At 39.0% G+C, this 25,634-nt stretch carries 24 protein-coding genes and 1 pseudogene; 13 read left to right on the forward strand and 12 right to left on the reverse strand.

All coding sequences use genetic code 11. The features are described from left to right. Positions 1-588: 588 nt before the first annotated feature. Together KUA49_RS08740 and KUA49_RS08745 are read right to left on the reverse strand one after the other, a co-directional pair. Positions 589-1,563 carry a site-specific integrase gene (locus KUA49_RS08740; protein ID WP_318331595.1) on the reverse strand — a complete coding sequence of 325 codons (975 nt, stop codon included), beginning with the start codon at positions 1,561-1,563 and terminating at the stop codon, positions 589-591. Positions 1,564-1,687: 124 nt separating this feature from the next. Beyond that, on the reverse strand, positions 1,688-2,620 hold the full coding sequence (locus KUA49_RS08745; protein WP_318331596.1) for a helix-turn-helix domain-containing protein: 933 nt from the start codon (positions 2,618-2,620) through the stop codon (positions 1,688-1,690). Positions 2,621-3,303: 683 nt separating this feature from the next. Between KUA49_RS08745 and KUA49_RS08750 the strand changes: the two genes are divergently transcribed. The 6 genes from KUA49_RS08750 to KUA49_RS08775 are packed head-to-tail and all read left to right on the forward strand — an operon-like array spanning position 3,304 to position 10,200. Next, the gene (locus KUA49_RS08750) at positions 3,304-3,522 is read left to right on the forward strand and encodes a helix-turn-helix transcriptional regulator (RefSeq protein WP_118081980.1); all 219 of its coding nucleotides are present in this window, start codon (positions 3,304-3,306) and stop codon (positions 3,520-3,522) included. Between the two features lie 26 nt (positions 3,523-3,548). Continuing rightward, entirely contained in the window at positions 3,549-4,520 is a 972-nt protein-coding gene (locus tag KUA49_RS08755; protein ID WP_218413569.1) for a DNA adenine methylase, read from the forward strand. Then, positions 4,513-5,331, forward strand: coding sequence for a type II restriction endonuclease (locus tag KUA49_RS08760; protein ID WP_218413570.1), 819 nt, complete (start codon positions 4,513-4,515; stop codon positions 5,329-5,331). Before KUA49_RS08755 ends, KUA49_RS08760 begins: the two co-directional genes overlap by 8 nt. 1 nt (position 5,332) lies before the next feature. Further along, positions 5,333-6,112: a type II restriction enzyme gene (locus KUA49_RS08765; protein ID WP_218413571.1), complete on the forward strand. Its 780-nt coding sequence runs from the start codon at positions 5,333-5,335 to the stop codon at positions 6,110-6,112. 2 nt (positions 6,113-6,114) lie between these two features. Continuing rightward, positions 6,115-6,987, forward strand: a complete 873-nt coding sequence (locus tag KUA49_RS08770; RefSeq protein WP_218413572.1) for a DNA-methyltransferase — start codon at positions 6,115-6,117, stop codon at positions 6,985-6,987. Positions 6,988-7,032: 45 nt separating this feature from the next. Next, positions 7,033-10,200 (forward strand): P-loop NTPase fold protein, encoded by a 3,168-nt coding sequence (locus tag KUA49_RS08775; RefSeq protein WP_218413573.1) that lies wholly within the window; start codon positions 7,033-7,035, stop codon positions 10,198-10,200. 292 nt (positions 10,201-10,492) lie between these two features. Here KUA49_RS08775 and KUA49_RS08780 read toward each other — a convergent pair whose 3' ends face one another. From KUA49_RS08780 to KUA49_RS08800, 5 genes and pseudogenes are all read right to left on the reverse strand, one after another. Continuing rightward, positions 10,493-11,563, reverse strand: coding sequence for a DUF6371 domain-containing protein (locus KUA49_RS08780; RefSeq protein WP_318331597.1), 1,071 nt, complete (start codon positions 11,561-11,563; stop codon positions 10,493-10,495). Between the two features lie 85 nt (positions 11,564-11,648). Further along, positions 11,649-13,043: a YfjI family protein gene (locus KUA49_RS08785; RefSeq protein ID WP_256624958.1), complete on the reverse strand. Its 1,395-nt coding sequence runs from the start codon at positions 13,041-13,043 to the stop codon at positions 11,649-11,651. 11 nt (positions 13,044-13,054) lie between these two features. Further along, positions 13,055-13,423 (reverse strand): helix-turn-helix domain-containing protein, encoded by a 369-nt coding sequence (locus tag KUA49_RS08790; protein WP_218413618.1) that lies wholly within the window; start codon positions 13,421-13,423, stop codon positions 13,055-13,057. Between the two features lie 99 nt (positions 13,424-13,522). Continuing rightward, entirely contained in the window at positions 13,523-14,317 is a 795-nt protein-coding gene (locus tag KUA49_RS08795; RefSeq protein ID WP_147347193.1) for a hypothetical protein, read from the reverse strand. A gap of 163 nt (positions 14,318-14,480) precedes the next feature. After that, a pseudogene (locus KUA49_RS08800) lies at positions 14,481-14,636 on the reverse strand (tyrosine-type recombinase/integrase); the annotation flags it as partial. Positions 14,637-14,936: 300 nt separating this feature from the next. Here KUA49_RS08800 and KUA49_RS08805 point away from each other — a divergent pair. From KUA49_RS08805 to KUA49_RS08815, 3 genes are read left to right on the forward strand one after another with little or no spacing between them, the layout of a single operon-like run. After that, positions 14,937-16,166: a site-specific integrase gene (locus KUA49_RS08805; RefSeq protein ID WP_218413639.1), complete on the forward strand. Its 1,230-nt coding sequence runs from the start codon at positions 14,937-14,939 to the stop codon at positions 16,164-16,166. A gap of 31 nt (positions 16,167-16,197) precedes the next feature. After that, positions 16,198-17,421 (forward strand): site-specific integrase, encoded by a 1,224-nt coding sequence (locus KUA49_RS08810; protein ID WP_318331598.1) that lies wholly within the window; start codon positions 16,198-16,200, stop codon positions 17,419-17,421. Continuing rightward, positions 17,418-17,780: a hypothetical protein gene (locus KUA49_RS08815; protein WP_077154748.1), complete on the forward strand. Its 363-nt coding sequence runs from the start codon at positions 17,418-17,420 to the stop codon at positions 17,778-17,780. Before KUA49_RS08810 ends, KUA49_RS08815 begins: the two co-directional genes overlap by 4 nt. A gap of 240 nt (positions 17,781-18,020) precedes the next feature. On the opposite strand, the gene KUA49_RS08820 is transcribed toward KUA49_RS08815, so the two are convergent. Next, positions 18,021-18,329: a helix-turn-helix domain-containing protein gene (locus KUA49_RS08820; RefSeq protein ID WP_008145366.1), complete on the reverse strand. Its 309-nt coding sequence runs from the start codon at positions 18,327-18,329 to the stop codon at positions 18,021-18,023. A gap of 82 nt (positions 18,330-18,411) precedes the next feature. Further along, positions 18,412-18,723, reverse strand: coding sequence for a helix-turn-helix domain-containing protein (locus KUA49_RS08825; protein ID WP_008656559.1), 312 nt, complete (start codon positions 18,721-18,723; stop codon positions 18,412-18,414). A 397-nt stretch (positions 18,724-19,120) separates the two neighbouring features. On the opposite strand from KUA49_RS08825, the gene KUA49_RS08830 reads away from it, so the two are divergent. From KUA49_RS08830 to KUA49_RS08845, 4 genes are all read left to right on the forward strand, one after another. Further along, entirely contained in the window at positions 19,121-19,603 is a 483-nt protein-coding gene (locus tag KUA49_RS08830; RefSeq protein ID WP_172770187.1) for a DUF3408 domain-containing protein, read from the forward strand. Positions 19,604-19,787: 184 nt separating this feature from the next. Beyond that, entirely contained in the window at positions 19,788-20,201 is a 414-nt protein-coding gene (locus KUA49_RS08835; protein WP_218413603.1) for a plasmid mobilization protein, read from the forward strand. Continuing rightward, positions 20,198-21,148 (forward strand): relaxase/mobilization nuclease domain-containing protein, encoded by a 951-nt coding sequence (locus KUA49_RS08840; protein WP_218413602.1) that lies wholly within the window; start codon positions 20,198-20,200, stop codon positions 21,146-21,148. The genes KUA49_RS08835 and KUA49_RS08840 overlap by 4 nt, the downstream gene beginning before the upstream one ends. A gap of 35 nt (positions 21,149-21,183) precedes the next feature. Then, entirely contained in the window at positions 21,184-21,936 is a 753-nt protein-coding gene (locus KUA49_RS08845; RefSeq protein ID WP_218413601.1) for a hypothetical protein, read from the forward strand. A 260-nt stretch (positions 21,937-22,196) separates the two neighbouring features. Here the strand turns inward: KUA49_RS08845 and KUA49_RS08850 are convergent, their stop codons facing one another. The 3 genes from KUA49_RS08850 to KUA49_RS08860 form a co-directional block, all read right to left on the reverse strand. Further along, positions 22,197-22,748: a hypothetical protein gene (locus tag KUA49_RS08850; protein WP_218413600.1), complete on the reverse strand. Its 552-nt coding sequence runs from the start codon at positions 22,746-22,748 to the stop codon at positions 22,197-22,199. Positions 22,749-23,271: 523 nt separating this feature from the next. After that, positions 23,272-24,558, reverse strand: coding sequence for an IS1380-like element IS942 family transposase (locus tag KUA49_RS08855; RefSeq protein WP_055235773.1), 1,287 nt, complete (start codon positions 24,556-24,558; stop codon positions 23,272-23,274). Between the two features lie 398 nt (positions 24,559-24,956). Then, positions 24,957-25,433 (reverse strand): hypothetical protein, encoded by a 477-nt coding sequence (locus tag KUA49_RS08860; RefSeq protein ID WP_218413608.1) that lies wholly within the window; start codon positions 25,431-25,433, stop codon positions 24,957-24,959. Between the last annotated feature and the right edge of the window lie 201 nt (positions 25,434-25,634).

Below are 25,634 nucleotides of genomic sequence, written 5' to 3' on the forward strand. Positions count from 1 at the left end.
GGCCAATAGGCTTTACCACCAAAATAATGCTGCAAATATACAAAAATAATCTTAATAAACAGATATAATCTTTAAGAAATTTGCTGATTTGGTGTTTTTTTCTTATGATTTCGGTCGATTTTGCAGAAATCTTTTACATCTGTTGTATGTACTGGAGTTAGTTTGGCAAAAATACACAAATGGTCACGGCTTCACTTTCTTATATAAGAATGTGAATCATGGTTTGAAACTGTACACACTCGGGGTACAAATAAAAACACTATATGCTTGTGTCGGAAAAGTATATATGATCTGATGGTAGAGTCATCATCAACAACAATGGCTCTGATTTGATAAACTCAGCAGGAATACTTGCTATTCATTTTACGATGGGGTTATGTTCACAAATTTGAGATTTCATGTAAAAAAGTCCTAATTTCCATATTTCTCTTCTTGTAAATTATGGGATATTTAGAAAAATATCGTATCTTTGCCCCCGAATTGAGGCGTTCTTTGTATATTGCAAGGTTGTGAAAGAAAAAGAATATAGCTCGTTTCTAAATCGTTAGCAGTTACATTCTTTAAAGTACTTAACTCGTTGATATTCAATCAATAAAAAATTTTATTGTGACTCAAGCAATGGAATGACAATGGCTTGGTGATTCCTGCCTTCTTCAACCATGCTTTAAGGGGATGGTTAATCATGCTGCGCTTCAATCCCTTGAACACGATACCCGTGCTTGGTTCACCACATAGTTCGTATGCCTCGTTGCTGATAGGCAAGGTTGCCTCGGTCTGAGTTTTCTGGGTACGAATACGCAAGCAATAGCCTTGGTCGGGAGCTATCTCGAAGTCTTCCCAACGCAATTTTAAGATGTCGCTGATTCGCAATCCTGTGAGGCAAGCAAAGAGGGAGGCAGACTTCAGTACAGGTATATCGCAAGGAGTAGCTGCCAACTGCTTTACTTCATCGAGGGTAAGAAACTCCTTCTTTACATCTTGTGGCTCAATCTTGTCCAGATAGTCATTGATGTTCTCACGCAGCCACTTGTCACGATAGGCGATTTTTAAGAGACCACGGAAAGTAGAGTAGTAACCTGCTGCAGAGTTGAGAGATACCTTTTGTTTTGTTCGATTCAACTGATTTGCATTCAGAAGATACTCTCTGAACTTTTTGCAAAGTTCCACTGTCACATCCCCAAATGTACAATGACCTTGAACAAATTTGAAGAAATGCTTGTAGGCACATGTCCACTTGTCATCTTTCTTATGCGTCATCTTCTCAAAGTATGCCAAAAAATCAGCTTTCTGTCGTGTTTTGTCCAAAAAACCAAATTCTTCATTGATGAGTGATTGGGTTCTGATACAACGGATGGCCTCTGCTTTGTTGAGCATATCTGTATTAAACTCACGTTCCATCTCATTCTTTGGATGAGCATAGATATAGATACCTAAATATTCCCTGCGACTCATTTGCATAGTCTCAGGGTTGCGTACTGGTGGATAGAAATCCAAATAAAGAGAAATACGGTCGTTTTTAATCGCTCTTTGGCGAAGAGAAACTCTTGTACATGTATTTACCATGATGTTTACTTATTATAATGTGATACTTATGTTTCATATATGATCCCGTATTAAGAGATCTTTGAAATCGATTGCAAAATAATAGAGTTATGTAATGGGGTACAACTTAACCTTTTGAAAACCGCTAAATAACCTTAGGCTTGCCGATAGCTTTCTCTAAATCTCGCTTGGAAATCTTGATATACTTGCCAATCTTCACCTTTTCAATAGCGAATTTCTTGATACGCTTATAAATCTGGTCCTGACTTAAACCATACAACTTCATGGCCTCCGGTATTGTATAATAAAGTTGGTCTTCTACGGATTCACCTTTTGCCAATTGTACATGACGCTTGGAATACAGAACATTGTTACCTTCCATTTTTCTTGGAATAGCATTGTGACTAACGAAACTATATACGGCCGTTTTCGTCATACAATATTTCTGTTGAATGTCCATAACAGTCATCCATTCACTGATGGTTGGATCTGGAGACAGGTGTGCAAAATAATCATCCACCTCTTTCTTGTTCCAATATACTCTTCCTTGTATGGATATTCTTGAAATCTTGACTTTCTTGACTATCTCATAGATGGCGGTCTCGTAAGTGTTGTGGACTTCTGCAATTTCCTTGGCAGAGTAATATTCTGGAACTGGTAGCTCTCGGTTTGCATGAACTGCTTCTTTTGAAGCACTTTTATTTGTGGTGTATGGCAAACTATCAACAAGATAATCTATATCTCGCTTTCTGATTAAAGATAAACGAGAAGTAATCTTGGATGCTCGCAACTTACCACTATACACCATATTATATATGGTCTGTCTGCTTAGTCCCAAAAGTATAGCGACCTCTTGAATAGTGAGGTATTCTTTCACAAGGATTTCAGACATGGATTTCTCGGAAGCTTTTCGGTGGCTCATTGTCTCAGCCATCTTTACTTTCTCCTCACGTCTTGCTGCCTTATAGGCATAACTGTTGCATTGCTTGGAGCAATAACGAGTTGTGGATTTTAATGCATAAAAGCTCTTCCCACAATACTCGCAAATTTTTAGAATTCTTTCTTTGCTTGCTGTCATTTGTACGCTTTTTATACTTTTTTACTTAATATATTGTAGAAAAAGTCGTCTGTCATTACTCCGTTTATTTTCAATAGTCTTATATCATCGTCCATCATTGTCCAAAACTCTCGGCAATCTTGCACTCATTTGCCAAAAATGGAGTCTCAAATTATTACTTTTGAAAAGTGGAGGTACAAGAGCGGTACAAAAAGGTGCTAAAAAAGCCTTATCATTGATTATAACCAATAGTAAGGCTAAAAAGAAAGGTGCTCATTTTGAGCACCTTAACTATCATTCGTTGTCGATATTAATCGTTGTTTATCACGACTTATTTTCCGATGCAACATGTGGATGTTGCTGATAGTTAAGCTTTTATCTTTTAAACGGTACAACTACCCTTTTTACAAGTGCAGAGAAAATGAACAACAAATGTAATGTGCTTATTCTCAGTCTGTTAGCGATGAAGTTGTACCGTTCCTTTTAGCCTTTTTTGTAAGATTCTGGAAACAAATGCAATGCATTGTTTCTCAGCCTCTTCCGTTTCTTGTGTTACAGAACGCTTATCTGGTTGCAAAGATACGACTTTATGTTGGAATATAGATGGAAAGATATGCTAAATAATAATAAAATTGCGATGAAGATTGCCTATTATTAAATATTTATCATTATCTTTGCGCTGAACGCAATAAAAAAGATAAACGATGAAAGATATAAATCGAATAAAAGTCGTGTTGGTAGAGAAGAAACGAACCAGTAAATGGTTGTCGGAACAGTTGGGAAAAGATCCTGCAACTATATCCAAATGGTGTACTAATACCTCACAACCAGATTTAGTAACATTGACAAAGGTAGCAGCTCTACTGGATGTTGATGTTCGTCAGCTTATCAATAAAACAAAAGGTAATAACGCTGATGATTGAAAATCATTAGCATAAAATGACTAATAATGAATTCAAAAGCAAAACCATTCATCAAATGGGTTGGTGGTAAAGGACAACTCATTGAACAACTGGAGCAAAAGCTTCCGGCTGACTTTGATAATTGGGAAAATGCGACATACATAGAACCATTCGTTGGCGGTGGTGCTATGTTGTTTTACATGCTGCAACAGCATCCTAATATCAAACGTGCAGTAATCAACGACATCAATTCGGACTTGATTACTTGTTACCGAACTGTACGTGACAATGTAGAGCGACTGATTCTTTCGTTGCGTGACATACAAGCTGAATATTACGCTTTACCAGACATGGAAGCCAAACGTGAGATGTTTATGACTGTACGCCAACGTTACAATGAAAAGAATCTTGATCCGATAGAGAATACAACAAAATTCTTCTTTTTGAATCGTACTTGCTTCAATGGCTTGTATCGTGTAAACAAGAAAGGACTATTCAATGTGCCTTGTGGAAAGTATTTGCAGCCACAAATATGTGACGAAGATACGCTTAGAGTAGATAGCGAGTTGTTGAAACGTGTGGAAATATTGGAAGGAGATTTTGAGAAGACACTGCTTTATGCGCAAGATAATACATTGTTCTATTTCGACCCTCCATATCGTCCTCTGAGTGATACGTCAAGCTTTAACGACTATACGAAAGAAGCATTTAATGATGATTCCCAAGTCAGATTAAAGGAGTTTTGCGACCAAGTGGTTGCTGGGGGACATAGTTTTATGCTTAGTAATTCTGATTGCAAAGGAAAAAATGAAGCAGACAATTTTTTTGATGTTTTGTATGCAGACTACCATATAGACAGAGTTATGGCTTCTCGCAACGTAAATGCAAACGGAGCGAAAAGAGGAAAAATTTCTGAACTGTTGGTTCATAGTTATCGCAACACAAAGGACCATCAGCCAAACAAGATAAACGATTACAAACCACAGCATGTGGCTATAAAACAAAAAAATTATGCTTAAAGATTTTGATAAATTTATGTCTCAACTCAAAGAGACAAACCAAACATTGGACTTCTTCTGTGACTTTGATAAAATCTCAGAGAACGTTGAAGATATAAAGTTGAGCTTATGTATGCTCAATAGCCTCATTGGTGCATCTGATTTACGTAAAAGCGTAGAAACAATATGGAACAGAGATAAGAATGCCTTTTCTGTTATGGATATTCTTATTGCAGTTCGTACTCGTGATAAAAAGAAGATACTTGATTCAGTAGGTAACTGCGTTCCACTTGAAAGCATGTTCATTTCTGTTGACTCCGTTATGACTTTCCTAACAGATACAGGACTTGGTGCAGTTCTTCAAAATCAACAGGTAAAGAATCTTGTGGATTATGTATTTGGCATTGAAACAGGATTGGACACAAACGCAAGAAAGAACAGAAGCGGCCACGTTATGGAAAATACGGTTGCTAACATTTTTACCAACGCAGGCATACCATTCAGACAAGAAGTATATTCGAGAGAATGGCCTGCTATTACAGAAGTGTTGGGAGATGACGAAAAGCGTTTTGACTTCGTTGTAGAGACTCCATCAAAGGTCTATCTGATAGAAGTCAACTTCTATAGTGGCGGTGGCTCAAAACTTAATGAGGTGGCACGCTCTTATTCTGATATTGCACCGAAGGTTAACTCCGTGAAAGGTTTCGAGTTTGTTTGGATAACTGATGGTATCGGCTGGAAGTCTGCAAAGAACAAGTTGCAAGAGGCGTATGGAATTATACCAAGTGTATATAATCTCACTTCAATATATAACTTTATAAAATCAATATAAAATGGAACTATCCCCAAAAGATATTGCATGGAATAAAATCTTCGAGCAGTATGACATTCTAAGTCATGATTTCGAAGCAAGTCCTTTTATTCTGAGTTCAGAAGAAATAAAAAAGGCATGTAAAGAATTTGATACGACTTCACAAAAGGAACCTCGTATACTTTGCAAACAAGATACAAGGGAAGATAGACCTTACATTTTTGTAAAGAACGGTTTGTTTATCTTACCCCAAAAGAATAAGTTTTACTATATTTTAAAAGGTGATGGGTATGTAGACATTCCTGACATAACTTCCGATATTCAAAACTACGAAAGAAAGTTAGACTTTGACTTAGAAAGTTCACAAATTGGTGATTCTGAAATGCAATATTTGGATTTTGCTTATGCTAACTCACTGATTAGAACATTTATGAACGACCCTTCACTGGTTTTAACTATTCGCGGTAGAAAATATACTCCAAGTTTCAAGTTTAATGTGGGTAACTATTGTTTGGAAGTTGAAAGCGTACAAACAGAAGTTGATGCTGGATATGAAGGGAAAGCATCAATTGTTCTAATTGAAGCAAAAAACTATTCAGCATCTAATACGATAATTCGCCAACTGTATTATCCATATAGACAATGGAAGATAAATACTACAAAGGAAGTATTGCCTCTATTTTTTGAAAAAAGAGTTATTGATGGTGAAAACATATTTTATATATGGCAATATGCTTTTACTGATAGCAATAATTATAATAGTATCAAATTGGTGAAGTCTGGACGTTTTAGAATAATATAAGAATGTCATTAAAAGCGTATTATAAATCACAGAGAAATGATTTTCTCATAGCGCATGGAGATTGTTTCAAACTCCTTAAAGAATTTGAATTCAAGTTCGACATGATATTTGCCGACCCTCCCTATTTCCTCTCCAATGGTGGAATATCGTTGCAGAGTGGGAAAGTTGTGTGTGTAGATAAAGGCGAATGGGATAAAGGAAAGTCTCAAGAGGATATGATGGCATTTAATATGGAATGGCTACGTTTATGCCGTGACAAGTTGAAAGACAATGGTACAATTTGGATAAGCGGTACTTATCACAATATCTTTTCTGTGGCTAATTGTCTGACAGAACTTGGCTATAAGATCTTGAATGTAATCACATGGGAGAAGACAAACCCACCAGTCAATATCTCATGCCGATATTTCAAATACTCCACAGAGTTCGTTATTTGGGCGAGAAAGATGCAGAAAGTACCTCACAAATTCAACTACGATCTGATGAAAGAGTTGAATGGAGGTAAGCAAATGACGGATGTGTGGCGAATGCCAGCTATCGGTCGTTGGGAAAAGACCTGCGGTAAGCATCCTACACAAAAGCCCTTACGCCTTCTTGTTCGGATGATTCTTGCTTCAACCAATCAAGGAGATTGGATTCTTGACCCATTCAGTGGAAGTTCCACGACTGGTATTGCTGCCAATCTATGTGGACGTCGATTTGCTGGACTTGAACAAGAGGAAGAGTTCTGCAAATTGAGTAAGGCAAGGCGTGAAGAAATGGAGAATCTTGCAAGTTATGAAAACTTGATAAGTCATATTGAAGATTTATACAAATTACAAAACTATTCAATGGTAAATGAAGATATAAGTGGATATTCACAAGTTCCATTTTAACTTAAAATCGTATCGTGGTAGTTCTGACTTTAAATATAAAATAGAATGGGAAATATATTAAGCAAAGCGCCTTGTAATTCAGATTTATTTGAAGGACAGGCTCATATGAAATTAGCAGAAGTTATTGCTAATGAAATAGAAACAGACAAGAAGTGTACTATTCTTGGCATTGATGGTGGTTGGGGAGCCGGAAAGTCTAATTTGGTTGGTATGATAGAAAAGTATCTTACCAACGAGACTGAACATCCTGAACTTAAAGGTAAATATTATTTTTTTACTTATGATGCCTGGGGACATCAAAATGATCTTCCGAGGCGTTCTATTTTGGAAGATTTAACTTCTTTTTTGACTGTTGACAATGACGTGTTGAATGATAAAAAATGGAAAGAACGTTTGGACAATCTTTTGGCTAAGAAAAAAAGTACAAAGACAAAAATCGTTCCTAGTCTAAATTTTGCTATTATAACTATATCTTTAATGGTGGCACTTACACCTGTAATTAGTGCCATAGCAGACTCTATGCCATTAGTAGCTATGAGAATAGTGTTTACAAGTTTGGTATATGCAGGTCCTATTGCTTTTGTTATATGGAAGCAAATTGCCACAATGAAAAAACATGGTCAGAAAATTTCTTGTGAAACCTTTTTCTCAGAATTATTCCTTTTATACAAGGATAAGGTAAAAGAGGATGTAAAGTTTGAAACAATTTCTGAGAAAGAACCATCTACAAAGCAGTTTAAGGAATGGATGAATAATATTGATGATGATTTGTGCGAAAAGGATAAGCGATTGATAATTGTTATTGATAATATGGATCGCTTGCCGAAACTTAAAGTTCAAGAACTTTGGGCTGCAATACATTCTTTTTTTTCTGAAATACAATATGATAATATCAAAGTGATAGTTCCTTTTGATAGACTACATATCCGTAATGCATTTCAAACTGAGGATATAAAAGACACATCAAATGAAGATGCTAAATGCGCAACAATATATGGTGATGACTTCATCAATAAGACTTTTTATATAGTGTACCATGTTTCACCTCCGATTCTATCGGGATGGAAGCATTATTTTGTGCACCAATGGAAAGAAGCTTTTGGAAATGAGTATGTTTTGGATAATGCAATTCTTCAGGTTTATGATATGCTAACAGAAGAACATACTCCAAGGAAGATTGTTGCGTTTATTAACGAATTTGTTACAATGAAGAGAATTGCAGATGAAGCTATTCCAAATAAGTATATTGCATTATTCATTTTTGGTCGTTCAAAAATATCTCAACATCCAATGAAAGAAATTCTTTCTCCAAGCTACTTAGGATCTCTTGATTTCTTGTACAAAGATGACAGAGATATGCCAGGATTTATTTCTTCATTGTATTATCAGTTACCAGTTCACGAAGCTATGGATGTTGTGTATGCTCGTCAATTCACACGTGAATTGGATGAGAATGCTTTGAATAGTGTTGCAATAATGAAAAAATCAGGTGTTGATAAGTTTACGGCGATTCTAAATCATGCTATAGCGGAGGTTACAAATGTTGGCAATGCAGCAATGGCACTTCAGGTGCTATTCGGAGAAGAAACAAATTCAAATATAAAGAATTTCTGGGAATGCCTGTATCAGAAAGACAAGTCACAGCATAGAGAAATAAAGCAGTATACTCCATATCACAAAGTGTTGTTGGCTCATATAAGTGACAAATCTACTTACGCCAAGGATTTGATAGATGGATATCATAATGCTTTTAATAATGAGACCGATGTTAAAGCATATATTACAGGAATAGATGAGTTGGCAAAGGTGAAAGATTTTGATATTTATACTATTCTTGAAGAGATAGAAAAGGATATTTCTCCAAAGCAATTTATTGAACTTGTAGATGAAGAAAAATTTAACTATGACCAATATGGCTTAACTTGTGAGAACAAGACGCTTGACCATTATTTAAGCAATTTATCTCTTGATGAATGGAATAATTTGACAATTATCCCTTACCTTTATAGTAAGTGTTTGCCTTTATCTTCATTACAAATGAAGATAGAAGAGTCTCTGAAAAACAATAATTTAAATGCGAAGAATGCAGAAATTTTATTTTCACGACTTAAGGAACTTAGAAAAAATAATACGATAAATTATCGGGACTATTTTGATGATAGAAAATTGGAAAATCTTTTTAATGAAGCCAATGATGATTTTAAATATGATTTACTAGCAATGAGATTATCTCGCTTGAATGATTTTTCTAACAGTTATAACTATTTTCTATCATCATTAAGTAGTACTGACGAAAATACAATTAAAGGAGTTGTAAAAGTAAGTAACCATTATGTTTCTTATGGAGAAATGCTTCTTTCTCTTGATAGCTTCGATAATGAATTGGTACGTGGTGTTTGTAAGAAAATTACAACAAATAGTTTTGGAACGCAAACTATGTCAATCAAGAATGTTGCTTTTAAATTTGATAAAATTATTAATAATTCTGAAATTTCAAGTGAAGAGCTGCTTTCCAGAATGGACGATTGGAGTGAGTACAAAGAGAATATTCGTATCGATGATGTTCCTAATTTACCTATGGAGATATTTGAAACGGCAAAAAAAAGTGAATGTGTGTTAGCGGAGTATATTCTTGATATTGCGGTTAAGTATTTGCTATCAATTAATCAAGAAGATTGGAAGTCTAATTTAATTGGCTCTGATGATTTTGCTCTAAATTTATTAGAAATTTGCCATCCAGTCCAAATGCAACTGTTTTTTGATGCATTTAAGGCAATAATGAAGGATTATGCAATGGGGGCTTCAGAAACCAAACTGCCTAAATCGAAGGTAGAGAAAATACTCAGTATTTCTAATGATTTAAATCATGAAGTAGGAAGATTGTTTATAGATGTAAGAGATATATTCCTGAATTCATCAATATCAAAGGAAAAACTTTTGTATTTTGGCGAGTGGCTCTTTAAATATGGTAATTTGACAAAGAAAAAAGGTAGTCTTGAAAAGATTTTGCCAACAGAGATTCTTGATGATGAATTAGTTGTAGAACTTCTATGTCAGCAAGTTGAAGTTGTTAAGGGTATGGTTGCTCATTCTGAGGATCCTGCAGAATTCTTAGAAAAAATGAGATTAATGGCAGAAGGGAACTATACAAATGAAACTGCCTTCATAGATTTGTGTAAGAATCTTGGTATAAGTTTCACTGATGAAAAATAAGAAGTATGATTATGGAGTGAGTAGAATAGGATGAATATTCTCTATTTCTACTCATTTCATGTAAAACGTTTTATCATATGACATGCATATATATACGACAGTAAATCAATGAATCTATACGACAGTAAGTCATCATATATGCAATTCTCTGCTTACCGATAGGTTGATTCAGATACTCGACTTTGGAGAGGTATCTACCGATAGGCAAGTGCTTTCGAGAGTAACTCGAAAGGTTTTGAGTAACTCAAAACATAACTTGCTATCGTCAGATACCTCGATTTTTCAAATCATCTCAGAGTCTGAAACCACGTTGCCTTTTAGGAGAGCGGAAACGTGGCTGAGGCTCGTCAACAATTTCGAGTTTGAAGACATCTATCAACTTCCGAATGGCAGGATTCTGTTTGATGAGGGATTGAAGTTTTGCTTCTGCAGGCTTGATTTTGAGCAAATAATCAGCAATGTCCAAGCCTTTAGCTTTATCTTCTTCGCAGGCTTGATGCTCTAAAAAGTCGAAAAGCGTTGCACGGATGCCGAGAACTTGCATCATTGGCAGCTTGTCTTGCCAAACTGTTGTCGCTCCCAAATCAGGGAATAAGACCACATCTCTGTTTTTCAGAACAGATAACGACTTCGTGTTAAAGCAACCATTCTTACCACCACTTGCTATCCATAAGAATTGAGGAAGATAGTAGGAGGCTATCAAGGCTGTCTTCTCACTTTCAACCAATGCTATAGGCTTGGTCTTGGCTACATTGATAAGATGCTCACCAAAGAAGCATTGACAGAGATTGAAATCCTTGTGGGGGATAAGCGAGTGTACCCATGAAATATGGTTGTATGGTTCTTTTACTCGCTTACCTGTCTCGGGATAATAGAGCATTACCTTACCAGTTCTCACCTTGCCTTGATTGTCAACTTGCCAAAATACCGTGGCACCAGTCCAGTGTTTGGAAGTTCCGACATGATATTTCTCCATCAAAGAAAGAGTAGCTGTTTCACCGAATTGAGAAGATAGAAACAAGAAAAGGTTGTTCGCCTCATAACATTTCAGAGAACTTCGCATGATGTTCTCGTCTATATAAGAAGTGGGTAATGGCTTCGGCATTTCTCTCTTCTTATATGAAATAGTATCATCCTTTGTGAATGTCTCATTCTTCTCGGGATTCTTCACAAAAAAATCCTTGGGAGTGAAGTGATAACCACAACTTTGCTCATGGTTGCAGCGCCCCACGTAAGGAGGAAACTCAATCTTCCCTTCTGTGTCAATATATCGAGCGAAGCTACGTTTCTTATGGCATTCTGGACATGTATGTCGGGTAGCGATGCCTTTGTATGGCTCTAATATGAATCTATGTGTACTCATTTCATTTCTTTTTTATGTGGCGGTTCTGTCGGTTTTGTCGCTTTTGGTATTGAAACCGTCAAAAGCGACAATTCCGACAATACCGTCACGAGTTAATCTTTGAATATTCCCCATGCTTCTCTTTGCGAAATAGGACTCCGATGTTATCATTCAGAAATCTTTCCAATGTCCTTGACTTCATGTCGTTCTCTTTGGCGACATCATGAGCTTGGGCAGTAGTGAATGTTGCAGGAAGATGGTTGACGATTGCTTGTTGTTGAGCTGTAAGCATATTCTCGTTGAGGATATTTTGTACTGATATGGCAGAGTTCTTGAAATAATCTGTCAATCGGATGGCTCGCTCTACACTCAGCAGGTCGATGGCTTCCTTATCACATTCTCCACACGTCCATCGTGCCAATTGAATAATCAGACAGAAACGGATGATGTATATCTCCAACTTGCAATAGATGCTGACAATGGTATCATTTGTTTCATTGTCGCATTGCTCGGAGAAATGATGCTGCCATTCATAGAGCCTTGCCTTAGCTTCTTCAGTGAATGATAAGACATGAGGCTCGATTTCCTGTTGCTCATTTATTGGACACTCCATATCAATAAGGTGTTGAATGATGGCTTGCCAATCTCGCTCTATATTATCGGGCAACTCTCGGTCACTCCATCTCGCTTTCTGCTGAAGGTTAGGCATGACGAACAAAATGCGATCGATAAAGCCGTTGCTGGAGCGTTCGCCTTTCGCCAACTCACTAAGTATCTTCTTTTGGATGGTTCCGATTACTGAGATATAGGGGCGTTTAATGAAAATGGAACTCTTGGAACTTCTTCTGTCTGATATGGTTGTCTTGGCGCTAAAGACAGATAGCCAGAACTGTTCCTCTGAACCATTGTTATAGCGGTTGAAGTTCTTGAACCATGCAGATAGCTCGTCTGTCCATAGGCACAAACCCCTCTTGTTCTGCGCATGAATATAGCTCAAGCCTTCTGGTGTGACATCAGAGACCAAGAAACGTTTGCGTACAGGTTCTTGCGGGAATCCATCCTCTCCATTTTCAATGCGTTCCTTGCGAGACATGCACATCTTTTCCTCAAACTTACTGTATTGCTCCTCGAACAACTTGTTTTGCTCATAGTCGTAATCGAGGAATGGCTTCATAGCGAAGCTAAGTGGGTGGCTCTTGTTGGCTCCAGGTCTTCCGATAAGAGCCATGTATAAGATAGGACTTTCAAGCCAACCTTGTTTCATCTGTGCCAAGTGCGTGTTGCCGATACCAACAGCCAATGCAGTTAGTATGGCTGCTGATATATAGTCGGTAGGAAAACTGTGGCATTCGTGTACCTCCTTGATGATTCTCTGAATCTTGGCAGGAAAGATGCTTACGGGAAACTGGCTACCTGATAGGCGAGTACTCATATCAATAGCCTTATCCATGATAATCATTGAATTGATGGAAGTTTCCTTATTGTTATTTAAAGCTGTCATTTGGCATAGAGTTAAAAATTATACATTGACTTGGGTTTGCGCTTCATTCCTCCTTGCATGGCTTTTAGCATTTCAGAATGGTTCTGCTCCTTGGTAGCTTTTCGACCATTCTCAATCCATGCAAGCAGCTCATCCTTATAGAAGTATAGCTTCTTACCTTTTTTATAGGATGGCAGAATGCCATGGTTAACCAATCGATAAATGGTTGGCTTCGACTTCATTATAATAATAGCAGCCTCATCAATCTCAACCAATATATGGTTATTTGCTGATGATGTAGGTTGAAGTGCTGATACCATTTGCTTCAACTCGATAACTTGTTCTGTTAAATAAGATACCGCTTGTGGTAACTTATCAAAGGTGATACTTTCATTTATCATATCTGTTCATTTTTTATTATTCGGGTACAAAGTAAATGAGTTATGTGATGGAGATAAATATCACTGAGATATAACCTCTGAATAACTGCTCAATGCTTATCAGCAACAATAATGTGTCTTGATTCCGCCTTGAACATCTAAGCTTGGTAGTAATTCTATGATGCAGGTACCTTCCATTCTTAACTTCCTTATAATAGTGGATATTTCCACATCAACCAATGCATCTGCAAAAACTTGTTTTATAAAGGTTGCTGTATCAATGCCTTTCTTCTTGAAAAGGTTTCCTATATTCCAAGCATAATGCATTAAGTCAATAGTACGAATAGCCTTGTCAACAATCAATGAATGATGTCTCATGTGTGTAGAGGCACAACACTGGAAAATAGCGATGTTGTCACAAAGTTGGTTCAAATGCTCCTCTTTCATGTAGGCAGCAAAAGTTCTTCTGGTATAATCGATAGCTGAGTTTAACAAGACCTTTTCCTTTTTGGCTTTGTCTTCCAATGCTTCCTGTCTCAACTGTTCATAGCTTGTAATACAAGAAGAGGCTTCATCTGCATAGACGAAAGTTACATCTTCCAGGTTTAGCTCTTCCCCCTCGTCATATGTATTTGTTTCATTGATGGCAATAGAAGACAGACGCTTTCTTTCTGTATTGTTTACTGTATTACAAAAGATATGCTTAAACCATGGGGCAAGCAATCGTACGATACTATCTAATGCATGGAGATAAACAACCATCAGTATGGTGGTTGAGATAACGAACGTCAAGTTGCAGCTAAAGGTGTCTACACCATATTGCATAGCTTCGTTGCGAACAAGTGCACCAATGATAGACATTGCACACAAAACCAATAAATGCTGTGTCAAAAATTCTTTTTTAAACTGTTTCATATTGCGTATTATTAATCATTTGTGGTGCAAAAATAGGAAAAACTGCAGAAACAGACACGTGAGTCACGCGTGACTCACGTAAAACTTTTAGGAGCCTTTAACTAAAAAGCCCGATATTGAACATTTTTTCAATATCGGGCACCATGAAATGAATGCAATGGATTTATTTAAGAGAAATCTTATTTGCTGTCTCTCTTTTCTTTGCGTTCACGAGGTCGGCATATATCTGTGTTGTGCTTACATTCTTATGTGTAAGCATCTTCGAAACCGTGTAAATATCTGTGCCTAAGGCGATTTGGATTGTTGCATACGAGTGCCGGCTTATCATGCACAATTTAAGCAAAAGCAACGGAAAGTGAATATGAGAGGAATGAACTGCAAGTGGTTGAGAATGAGCAATATTTCATAATCCTGCCAATTGGCTGCAAAGCAAAGCCGAGCAGGATATTGAGTTATTTCAGTTACCAAACCGTTAGCGGTCAGTTACCGAAACCAACACTGCTAACGAGGTGAAAAACAAATAGTTTGTCACCAGTGTTTGTTGCACTGTTCTGCACAACTTTCAATAACGGAGAATGCTTACTGATTGATTATTTTTGCAAACTAAAAAAGTAAGCAGATGAAAGTTGAAAAATTCAAGGTGCTGCTCTACCTCAAAAAGAGCGGATTGGACAAGAACGGTAAGGCTCCCATCATGGGACGCATCACCCTCAACCGAACAATGGCGCAGTTCGGTTGCAAGTTGTCATGTACGCCAAAGTTATGGAATCCACGTGAGAGCAGACTTGACGGCAAGAGCAAGGAGGCTGTGGAAGTGAACGCCAAGATTGACAAGCTGTTGCTGGCAATAAACTCAGCCTACGAGTCACTTGTGGAGCGCAAGACGGATTTTGACGCAAAGGCGATAAAGGATCTGTTTCAATGCAGTGCAGACACTCAGATGACCTTGTTGAAGCAGCTTGACGCCATCATTGCGGACATTGAGTCAAGAATCGGCATCGACTACAAGAAAGGCACGCTGCCAAACTACCAGTACACTCGCCTGACATTGGTATTGTTCGTCAAGAAGCGTTATGGAACTGACGATGTGGCATTCGGTGAGCTTGACGAGCAGTTTATCCGTGAGTACATGGACTTTTGCTTGGACGAGAGAGGTCTTGCACTTGATACAGTCCGCCACTATCTCGCCATCTTGAAGAAGACCTGCCGAATAGCTTTCAAGGCAGGACACTCCGAGCGTTATCATTTCATGCACTTCAAGCTACCTCAAAAGAAAGAGAATCCACCAAAGGCATTGACACGTGAGGACTTCCTGAAAATTCGTGACCTCGAAATACCAGAGCGAAGAAAATCGTTGGCTTTGACCCGTGACCTTTTTCTTTTCGCTTGCTATACAGGCACGGCTTATGCCGATACTGTTTCTATCACGGAAGAAAACCTCTTTCGTGATGAGGAGGGCAGCCTTTGGCTGAAATACCACAGAAAGAAGAACAAGATGCTTGCACGTGTGAAGCTGCTGCCAGAGGCGCTTGCCATGTTGGAGAAATACAAAGACCCGACAAGACCTACTCTTTTACCGCCACAGGAATTTCGAGTGTTGAGAGGTAACATGAAAAGTCTCCGAGTACTATCTGGCATAAGTATGGATTTGGTCTATCATGTTGGACGGCACAGTTTCGCATCGCTCGTTACGCTCGAAGAAGGTGTTCCAATAGAGACTATCAGCAGAATGCTTGGTCACAACAACATTCAGACCACGCAAATCTATGCACGTGTCACCCCGAAAAAGCTATTTGAGGATATGGATAAGTTCATCGAAGCCAACAAGGACTTCAAGTTTGTCCTGTAATATTATCACAAAATAAGAAAGGAACATAAAAATGAGAAGTACATACAAGCAGTTTTATTATATCAACCGTGGCAGAGTAAAGGCAGACGGAACCACATCTATATTTTGCCGTATCACGATTGGCGGCAAAGTGTCAGCCATAGCAACAGGTCTTTACTGTGCTCCCGAAGAATGGGACACGAAAAAAGGTGAAGCCAAGAATGCAAGAGTGAACGGACAACTGCAAGCGTTCAGACTAAGAATTGACGAAGCCTACGAGCAGGCAACAAAGGAAAAGGGCATCGTTACCGCCGAGATTCTGAAGAATGTTATTGTTGATGCAAATACTATCCCGATGACATTGCTTGCCACTGGCGAGGAGGAGCGTGAACGCCTTAGGCTGCGCTCCATCCGTATTAACTCAACATCTTCTTATCGCCAATCTAAGACATCGCAGCTCAACTTGCGAGAGTTCATCGGGTTACGAGGAATGAATGACATTGCATTTGAAGATTTGACTGAGGAATTTGGCAAATCTTATAAGTTGTTCTTGATTGGCAAAGGGTATAGTGCATCCAATACGAACCATAATCTTTGTTGGTTGCAACGCTTGGTTTATATCGCTGTTGACAGAGGTCTGCTGAAATTCAATCCATTGGAAGATGTCGGATATGAAAAGAAAGGCTCACCAAAGCGTAGACATATATCCAGAAATGACTTGCTGCTCATTATGGAGACTCCTATGGAGGATAAGGCTTTGGAGTTGGCACGCAGAATGTTTGTTTTCTCCAGCCTTACAGGTTTGGCTTATGTCGATTTACGTAACCTGTATCCACACCATATCGGGATGACGGCAGACGGTAGAAAATACATCCGTGAGAAAAGAGCAAAGACCAACAACGAAGCGTTCATTCCCTTGCATCCGATAGCTGAACAAATAATGTCGCTATACAATACAGCGGATGATAGCAAACCTGTTTTCCCTCTTTCTTCACGTGATTCCATGTGGTTTGAATTTCATTCACTCGGTGTGGCTTTGGGTATCAATGAGAACCTTACCGCACACGTTGCAAGACATACATTCGGAGTAAACATGGTTACTTCGGGCATATCAATGGAAAGCATCGCCAAGATGATGGGGCATTCCAACCTGCGAAGCACCCAAATCTATGCCGTTATCACCGATAACAAGATTTCCATAGACATGGACAAACTGATGCAACGCAGAAAAACAAAAGAAACTGACCAAAAGAGAAATAAGGAGGACGAAAAATGAACAGAGGAGTTATAACTATCAGTGAGAGCGGAACGGTATCCATGCCGACCGATACGGTATGGATGACTATGCAGGAGATTGCCGACATGTATAATGTGTTCGGCTGCTATGTGCGCAAGGCTGTCAAGGCTGTATTCAAGGACGGCATTCTGAAAGAGCAGGGTGTGCGTCGTCATGTCAGAAAGAACGACCGCATCAGCTATGATGTATATAGCCTTGAACTCGTCATTGCGGTAGCCTTCCGTATTGACAGCATTGAGAGCAGAGCCTTTCGGGAGTTCATCATGCAGTCCGTCATCGGCAAGCAGACAAGCCGCACTAAACTGGTCTGTATCTTTACAGAGAACGCAATGGCATAGAACAGCCATATAAAGCAACGTTCCTTGGAGGCTTTGCGCCTCCAGCCACTTGGGCGAACCTCCGCAGTGTGTTTTAGCATGGTATTAGATTTATACAGGTAACACAAATGATACCCGGCAAACACGACCAACTCGGTATAGCCAATAAAACGAGGCGACAACCTATAACAGCCACGCTCGGTAAGTTATACGTTGTCGCCTTGTTCATTTCACCCCACTCATCAAGGACATGTATTTCTCCTACAAGCCCTTCATTCTGTACGCCTCACGATAGTTAGCCATCAGAATCTTCTGAATGTCGGACTCGCGGTAGAGTATCTTTCCGCCAAGCTGGATATACGGGATGACACCGTTGTTTCGGTAGTCCTGCAGGGTTCTTCGGCTCAGTTGCAGCCTGGCACAAAGCTCCTTGTCCGTCATGAAGCGCTCACCGCCAAGCATGGGGCGGTAGTTCATCACGGCACGTTCAAAATTGTCAACCATTCGGTTGAGGTGGTTCACGATGTGGTTCATCCACTCGCTGTTTCTTGTCATTACTTCATTGCTCATAGTTGTCTCGTTTTATTGTTGATACTTACGTTACTCGGTTTACTTGCTGCATTGGATAAAGTGGCTGTTGTATATTGACAGCCTAACCTGTGCGCTTGCGAAAACGCATGTCCTTTTTCTTGTCCTCCACTACTGCTACGATAGCCATCACGTCCTCCGGCTTGTAGTAGGTCTTGTGGCTGATTTGCGTATAAGCCAAAGTTCCGTTGTCCCGAAGCGTCTGCACTGTCCGTGGGCAGATGTTGAGCGTCTGACACACGTCCTGCGTGTCGAGCCACTTGTTCATGGTCTTGTCCTCACTGCGCTCACGGATTCTGTCCATGCGCTTCACGAAGTTCTCCAACTGGGCATCAAGATAGTTGAATGCCTCTTCCTCGAATACGATGAATCCCATACTTTTCTTTTTTCTAAGTTAATACTATGTTATATGTCGCAAAGCTCCACGCATATGCTGTGCTCCACGCTTGTGAGTGCAAAGATAAGGCACGGCAATCTAAAAACAAGCGTTTTCAATTTCTGTGGCAGTATGTTGCCGGGGTTTGCCGACATCAACGCCAAAAGCAACAAGAAAAACTTGCACGACTGCAACGGATACATGAACAATGATGAGTTGAGAAATACGTTGAAGTTCTCACAACTATCTCGGTATGCAAATAAGCAAGCCACAACTAAATTGCCACGTTATACCCAATCAGTTGCATGGCTGCACTCAGTACACTTACTTTGCTCCCGACAATCGGTCAATGGTGCATACCGTGACCACTATACTAACAAATAAAACAGCATAAGCTATGGCAAGAACAAAAGATGTAGTCTTGGCTCCTGGGCAAAAGGAGCTGATGGAAAAAGAGTATTTGGATTTTGTTAACCCATCTACGTATGGCAACAAAGCCAATCCAAGTAGTTGTAATTCTCTCTATGATGATGTAGAGAACCCAGAGTTGAGAGCAATTGTAGAGAAAGTTGCTGCAACAACTCCCTATAGAGAGGAAACATCAACGAACGAGGCTCAATCGCCACCGAATCCGCAGAAGCGCATCAGTGGCAAGCAGCGCAAGGCGACATTGGAGGAGTATCAGCAGACCTTCCTCCAGGTTCCAAGGATTGACGACCGCAAGCCAGTCTTCGTCAGTTCCGATGTACGAGACCGTCTTGATCGTGTCGTCCGCATCCTCGGAGGGAGACGCATGAGCGTATCGGGCATCATCGAGAACATCGTGCGCCACCACCTAAGCCTTTATGAAGAGGACTTCGAGGCTTGGCGCAAATTGTGAGAATTAAGGTCTGCGACCTTGGACGTGGATAGATGAAAGGCTGTAGTTCCAACTAACGTGTTCTGAGAGGGAGCGAGGTTATGTTTTGGGAACCCCAAAACGCCTCGCTCCACCATGAGGGCGGAGATTTTTTGCTCCCAACGGTCGCAGAAAATAAGTGTACCAACTGTTAACAGTGTATCGAATGACAAACGTACAGGAACAAGACAAGAGAAAGGGCGGAAGACCGCCCACAGGCAGGGTTCGCAAGCTGTCGAAGTCTGTCACGGTGAAGTTCTCGAAGCCAAGCTACGAGGCATTGAGACTGAGGGCGAGAAAAGCCAACCGCAAGTTGGCGGAGTACATCCGTGAGTCCGCCTTGAACGGCGTGGTGGTCAGCGGACACAACGCAGAGACGGTAGTCATCGCTAAGAGTCTCATAGGCATGGCGAACAACCTCAACCAACTTACCAAGCTGTCGCATCAGAGAGGCTTCCACGAAACCCATGTATTTGTGGTGGACTTGTTGAGAAGATTGAAAGCAATCCTTGGCGAGTATCGCCAAGCAAGTTATAAACCGAAGCCAAGCAGTATGGGCAGAAAGGAGGATACCACATGATAGGCAAGCTTAAGAAAGGCAGCTCATTTGGTGGTTGCATCCGCTATGTTACAGGCAAGGATGAGGCGAAAATCATCGCCTCGGATGGTGTGTTACTCGGCACGAATGCCGAGATAACGCAAAGTTTCGAGCTACAAAGGCAGCTAAACCCAAGGATTAAGAAGCCTGTGGGGCACATAGCTTTGAGCTTCAAGCCCGAGGATAAGCCACGTTTGACGGATGAGTTCATGGCTAAGATAGCCCTTGAATACATGCAGATGTTGGGCATCACCGATACCCAATTCATAATCGTGAGGCATCACAACACCGACAATCCACATTGTCATATCGTGTACAACCGCATCAATAACGATGGCAAGCTCATATCAGACAGGAATGATTACAGGCGTAATGAGCAAGTGACCAAGGCTCTTAAATCCAAGTATGGATTTACCTACGGAACGGACAAGAGCAATACTAATACTCGTAAGTTACGCAATGCTGAGCGAGCCAAATATGAGATTCACAATGCTGTAAAGAGCGCATTGAGAATGGCAGATAGTTGGGACGAGTTCAAAAGTGAACTTGCAAAGCGAGGTGTTCACTTAGAGTTTGTCTATAAGGATAAGGAGCGAACCAAGGTTCAAGGCATCCGTTTCTGCAAGGATGGATATAGCTTCAAGGGTACGCAGATTAGCCGAGACTATAGCTTTGGCAAACTGAATGCGAGATTAGAGGGAACGGAGAACCTTTTATCAGCAAGAGCCAAATCTGCTCAGCAATACGAGCAGGGCAATCACAAGAACAACCAGGAGCCATCTATATCGGAGAGCAGTCAAGACCCTTGGGACGGTATTTCTTCCATTGGACTTTTTGCTCCTGCCAACGCTCAGACCTTTGAGTCTTTCCCAGAGGATGAATCAGCCAAGAAGAAAAAGAAGAAACGCAGAAATGGCTTTAGCCTTTGATGCAAGTTACAAACCATTCAAACAACAAAAGAAATATGAAAGAAGAACTATTGGAAGCCATCTACGGCACAGTTGAGAGATTGGAGCAGAAAGTCGATGAACTTTCTGCTTCACCAAAGAATGCAGAGGCTGGAAGCATTCCTGTCCCTGTAAGTGTTGATACTAGCAAACTTGAAAAAGCTATCCTTGCTATGGCTGTAAAAGAAGGGGAGTCTATTGACAAATTGGCAAGATTAAGAGAAGCTATCTGCATCTTTACCGACCTTACCAAGAAAGAAGCAAGTAACGGAGAACAGCGAAGTAAACTCTTGTTTGATACTGTTAATCAGGTGAAACAAGAGCTGAATGCCACATCAAAAATTGTGCAGGACAAGCTTCACGCAATGGATAATATACCTCTGAAGAAAGTTGTGACTCATCGCTTCGAGCCAACTTCAAAGTATGTTCTTCTTTTCATTGGAGGCTTGGTTCTATCTCTTGTCATCTCTATTTGGGGCAACCTAACCCAATGGAGAGAGCATCAAGCTTGGGAGGTAGCAGACTTGAAATATCGGGCATTGAAGATGGTTCTTCCATCTGACGACCCCAATGTTCGATACATCGAAAAGAATTTTTCTGTATGCCCAAATAAAGAAGTTATTGAGAAAGTGAGAACTCGTGTAAATATTTACGAGGACTCAATTTGCTACCATAACGAAATGAGACAGATGGCAGCAATTAAAGATAGCATTGCTAATAGCCTATTTAAAGAGGCGAATGAAATTAAAAAGAAAATTAATCAGAAATAATAGACAACGACCATCTGGTACAAGCGCATTCTTCGCTTCGAATCGGGTAGGAGGTAAATGCTAATCATAAAAGGCAGTTGCTTCCTATTTTCACATTTACCGACCTCCCACACCAGGCTTATTAGGGACTTGCACCCATTAGAATAAGCTCATGCCGAGCGTACAATAAACTGTGTTAAACAATAATTATTATAGTTTAATACAGTTTGTTTTACACGCTTGCAATTGCTTTCTTTTACTGTTCGGCTACAAGCTATTAGTTACAGAGAAATGGAAAACAGATTACCATATTTAGAGTTATTTGATATTGTTTTAATATTATGGTACTCTATACTATGTTTGAGATGTAAATATGAATACGATAAATTAGAGCTATTATAAATTTCAATATCAAAATATTTATAATCAACGGTTCTAATGGTATTGCATTTTATCCTCTGTAACATATTTCGTATTGAATCAACTTTTGAATAGTTCCATCCTAAGTTTTTCAATAATAGATTAAAATTCTTGTTATCTAACCTTTGTGAGTTAGCTTTTTGAGTGACTCTTTCTCCATTAATTACTTTTTTGCTTATTATAATAATATCAACACTATTATTTTTATCATTAATATTAAAATTAACATAATTCTCTTTTTTTAAATTTATTGGAATAGAGTTATTAAATAAATTAGTAACATCATAAAAAAGCTCTGCATTATTTTCAAAATTTTTTTTCATCCACAACACATCGCGACTCTTACTGTAATCACATGATTGCAGCAGTTGTAAAAGTATTAAACCAAGTAATATTTGCATTAAATATTTCATACCTGTTATTTTAAATTATTTTACAAATCGTTTTGTATAGATTTTAAATACATGTACTCACATATATATACAAGCAATCCTAAGCCTATATATAAGAATCTCTCATAAGGCATAGATGAAACGCCCCACCAATTATATACAAAAAACAACAGAAATGCGATGCTTAATGTACCAAACAAGATTCTATTAAACTTATTACTACCATAGACCATAAATGTAAAGATATAACCTACAATATATAACATATCATTATAAATATACAATAAGCTTAGTGCTATATCAGTTTTACCTCTAAAAAGCACATGGAATATATGTGATATAATAATGTATGCAACCAATCCTATTATTATAGAATCCTCAAATCCGCAACCTATAGGGTTTAGTGGGATTTTGCTTGCAAAGCGACAAAATTCATTTTATTGTACATATTTCTTGCACAACAGAAATGTCGCAGACACAAAATCCCCTTACCCCATAAAGCGACTTGAGGTAATACGCTGGTTTAACCAGAAAAGCATGGTCTTTAACCAAAGTCTGTCTTGAACAGGTTGGCATAAGCATTGTTGTCTGAGTAAATATTCAATACATGCCTACGTGATGTCTTAATCCATTTCGCAGGAACAGAGATGAACTTGAAAACAAAGGTCTTGATTCTGCTGGTGGCACGCAATCCAAATTCATGGGTTTTCAATCTCTGCATAATAGCTTTGTAGAAGTTTCTGATGAGAGCTGTCATAAGCAGGAATACAGTATTCTGTGCCATGAACGATTTTGGCAATCGATTCCAGCCAAAGCCATTGTTCATGTCATCGAAGATGCGTTCCTTGCCACCACGAAGATTGTAGAATTCCACGATGTCTCTTGCACTCGACTTGTAATCGTTAGTCAGTATACATCTGTAGGTATATTCGCCTTCCCAAATGTCAAGGTCTCCATCTATTCGCCTTTGTCTCTGTATGACAAGACGATACGGTTTTCCTTTCCATTTCTCAACAAGGATGGAATTCAGCTCAAATTCAATACCGTTGATTTCAACAGTTTTCCATCCAGTCAAGGCAAACATGGAATCGTAGAAGGAAGAGCATCTGTTGGCACGAATATAAAAATGCCTGCAATGAGCCTCTACCATATCTACGATTTCCTCCGAGCATGAGCCGCAATCCATGCGGGCACGGGATATATATACTTCTGATGCCTCCAGTCGCTTGAAGATTCTTTCCAAAGTCTCTCTTTGGTTGAAGCGCACGTTTGTGTTGCCGTCTCTATTTTCAATACCGACAATCATGTCGTTAATGACTGCCACACCTGGACTATAGCCCAGGAACTTCTTGTAGGTTGGTTTTGCATCATGCTTCTCTGTTTCAATGAACTGATGGTCAAAGTCAAAATCATACTCTTGACCGGATTTCAATTGACCAGTAGCAAGCAGGGCTTTGATCAATAAGCAGTTCATCTTGTCTGCAGTATTGAAATCATAGGAGTTGCCAGAAGCAGATTTATAGGTGATGTTCTTACAAGTCAGTTCTTCGATAGCACGCAATATGGTGTCTGCGCTGCAAGTGCGAAGAGTTGGATGAAGAGACAAATGTTTCATCAAGTGAGTTGTAACATCCTCAATACATGAGCCGCCACAAAGATATACGCACATCAGAGAGCGTAGAATTTCGCTATATTGATAACCAAACATAGTGCATCTCAATCCCAAGGTGGAATCTATGGTTTGAGCTAAAAGAGCATCAAATTGCTCCATAATAGAAAAAATTCCTCCAAAAGGAGTGAGTTTCTCAGATTTTATTTGTATCTTTGCCATGTCATATTAGAGTTTTGCTTGTCTTCTTTTCGCAACACTAAGGTAAGTGAAAATTCTGACATGGCAAAATCCTGGGCAACTTTTTGTTGCTCAGGCACTTATAAATAATGTTAAACTATAGTGTTGCGGAATTAAGGAGAATATATTTTTTGTGGTTTCATATTATAACTTTTATAGCTTGACACAGTTTATTTGATACTATCTACTACACGTTGTTTCCCCGATGGTCGGGATTGCTGATACCCGTCAGCCGATGGTAGTTAATCATCTTGCCTCCATCCGCCATGTTCGTCTTCAGCTTGTTGAGCACGTTGTCGAGTGAGTTGTAGGTGAACGATGTCTTCCGTGCGGCGGTTGCCCATATAGTAAATTGATGGTGTCATGTTGCCCTTGACATTTTACATTGTGCGAATATCATTATTAAGTTCTTTTTTCCATATTAGTGTACCAATAATCGGAAAGACAAAAGTGAACAATAAAGCAGCTTTGGCATAACCTACAGGTAAGTAATCTCCTTCAAAAAAAAGATAATCAGTTTTTGAAGAATAGTATAATTTAGGAAAATCCCCAGACTTTATCTTGTCTAAGACTCGATCTCCCGTATGTAATACATATTGTTTTGATTTGTAGGTTATAAGAATTGTATTTGAACTCTTATAGTTACTTTTTTCCTCAAATCCATTATATGTATAACCAGTAATAGGCTCCTGTGTTTTTTCTATATAGTTGCCGTATAAATGGCATAGATACAAAACAAGAGTTAAAACTAATCCTGCGCAAAAAATTGTCTTAAATAATGTTTTAATCTTCATATTTATAAAATTATTAAAATCCTTAAAAATCTTTTCTCCATTGTCTGCTTCTTTTTCTCTCATTGTTTTATATTGCATTAATTATTTGTTTTTAGGAGATATATCCTTGATAATGTTTATACCATAAAGACCTTTAACAAAAGTGACACATACAGAATCACCTTGATTGATTTTTTTGAAAACTTTTGAATCATCCAGACGAAATGTTTCTTGGTTGTCTATAAATTTCAAGTTCACGTAGTATTTTGAAAGTCCCCAACTACG

This window comes from Segatella copri, assembly GCF_019249655.2.
Classification (GTDB): Bacteria; Bacteroidota; Bacteroidia; order Bacteroidales; family Bacteroidaceae; genus Prevotella.

Coding starts and splice junctions, on each gene's coding strand:
- KUA49_RS08740 (WP_318331595.1), bottom strand. CDS start 1,563: ATGGTAAATACATGTACAAGAGTTTCTCTTCGCCAAAGAGCGATTAAA.
- KUA49_RS08745 (WP_318331596.1), bottom strand. CDS start 2,620: ATGACAGCAAGCAAAGAAAGAATTCTAAAAATTTGCGAGTATTGTGGG.
- KUA49_RS08750 (WP_118081980.1), top strand. CDS start 3,304: ATGAAAGATATAAATCGAATAAAAGTCGTGTTGGTAGAGAAGAAACGA.
- KUA49_RS08755 (WP_218413569.1), top strand. CDS start 3,549: ATGAATTCAAAAGCAAAACCATTCATCAAATGGGTTGGTGGTAAAGGA.
- KUA49_RS08760 (WP_218413570.1), top strand. CDS start 4,513: ATGCTTAAAGATTTTGATAAATTTATGTCTCAACTCAAAGAGACAAAC.
- KUA49_RS08765 (WP_218413571.1), top strand. CDS start 5,333: ATGGAACTATCCCCAAAAGATATTGCATGGAATAAAATCTTCGAGCAG.
- KUA49_RS08770 (WP_218413572.1), top strand. CDS start 6,115: ATGTCATTAAAAGCGTATTATAAATCACAGAGAAATGATTTTCTCATA.
- KUA49_RS08775 (WP_218413573.1), top strand. CDS start 7,033: ATGGGAAATATATTAAGCAAAGCGCCTTGTAATTCAGATTTATTTGAA.
- KUA49_RS08780 (WP_318331597.1), bottom strand. CDS start 11,563: ATGAGTACACATAGATTCATATTAGAGCCATACAAAGGCATCGCTACC.
- KUA49_RS08785 (WP_256624958.1), bottom strand. CDS start 13,043: ATGACAGCTTTAAATAACAATAAGGAAACTTCCATCAATTCAATGATT.
- KUA49_RS08790 (WP_218413618.1), bottom strand. CDS start 13,423: ATGATAAATGAAAGTATCACCTTTGATAAGTTACCACAAGCGGTATCT.
- KUA49_RS08795 (WP_147347193.1), bottom strand. CDS start 14,317: ATGAAACAGTTTAAAAAAGAATTTTTGACACAGCATTTATTGGTTTTG.
- KUA49_RS08805 (WP_218413639.1), top strand. CDS start 14,937: ATGAAAGTTGAAAAATTCAAGGTGCTGCTCTACCTCAAAAAGAGCGGA.
- KUA49_RS08810 (WP_318331598.1), top strand. CDS start 16,198: ATGAGAAGTACATACAAGCAGTTTTATTATATCAACCGTGGCAGAGTA.
- KUA49_RS08815 (WP_077154748.1), top strand. CDS start 17,418: ATGAACAGAGGAGTTATAACTATCAGTGAGAGCGGAACGGTATCCATG.
- KUA49_RS08820 (WP_008145366.1), bottom strand. CDS start 18,329: ATGAGCAATGAAGTAATGACAAGAAACAGCGAGTGGATGAACCACATC.
- KUA49_RS08825 (WP_008656559.1), bottom strand. CDS start 18,723: ATGGGATTCATCGTATTCGAGGAAGAGGCATTCAACTATCTTGATGCC.
- KUA49_RS08830 (WP_172770187.1), top strand. CDS start 19,121: ATGGCAAGAACAAAAGATGTAGTCTTGGCTCCTGGGCAAAAGGAGCTG.
- KUA49_RS08835 (WP_218413603.1), top strand. CDS start 19,788: ATGACAAACGTACAGGAACAAGACAAGAGAAAGGGCGGAAGACCGCCC.
- KUA49_RS08840 (WP_218413602.1), top strand. CDS start 20,198: ATGATAGGCAAGCTTAAGAAAGGCAGCTCATTTGGTGGTTGCATCCGC.
- KUA49_RS08845 (WP_218413601.1), top strand. CDS start 21,184: ATGAAAGAAGAACTATTGGAAGCCATCTACGGCACAGTTGAGAGATTG.
- KUA49_RS08850 (WP_218413600.1), bottom strand. CDS start 22,748: ATGAAATATTTAATGCAAATATTACTTGGTTTAATACTTTTACAACTG.
- KUA49_RS08855 (WP_055235773.1), bottom strand. CDS start 24,558: ATGGCAAAGATACAAATAAAATCTGAGAAACTCACTCCTTTTGGAGGA.
- KUA49_RS08860 (WP_218413608.1), bottom strand. CDS start 25,433: ATGAGAGAAAAAGAAGCAGACAATGGAGAAAAGATTTTTAAGGATTTT.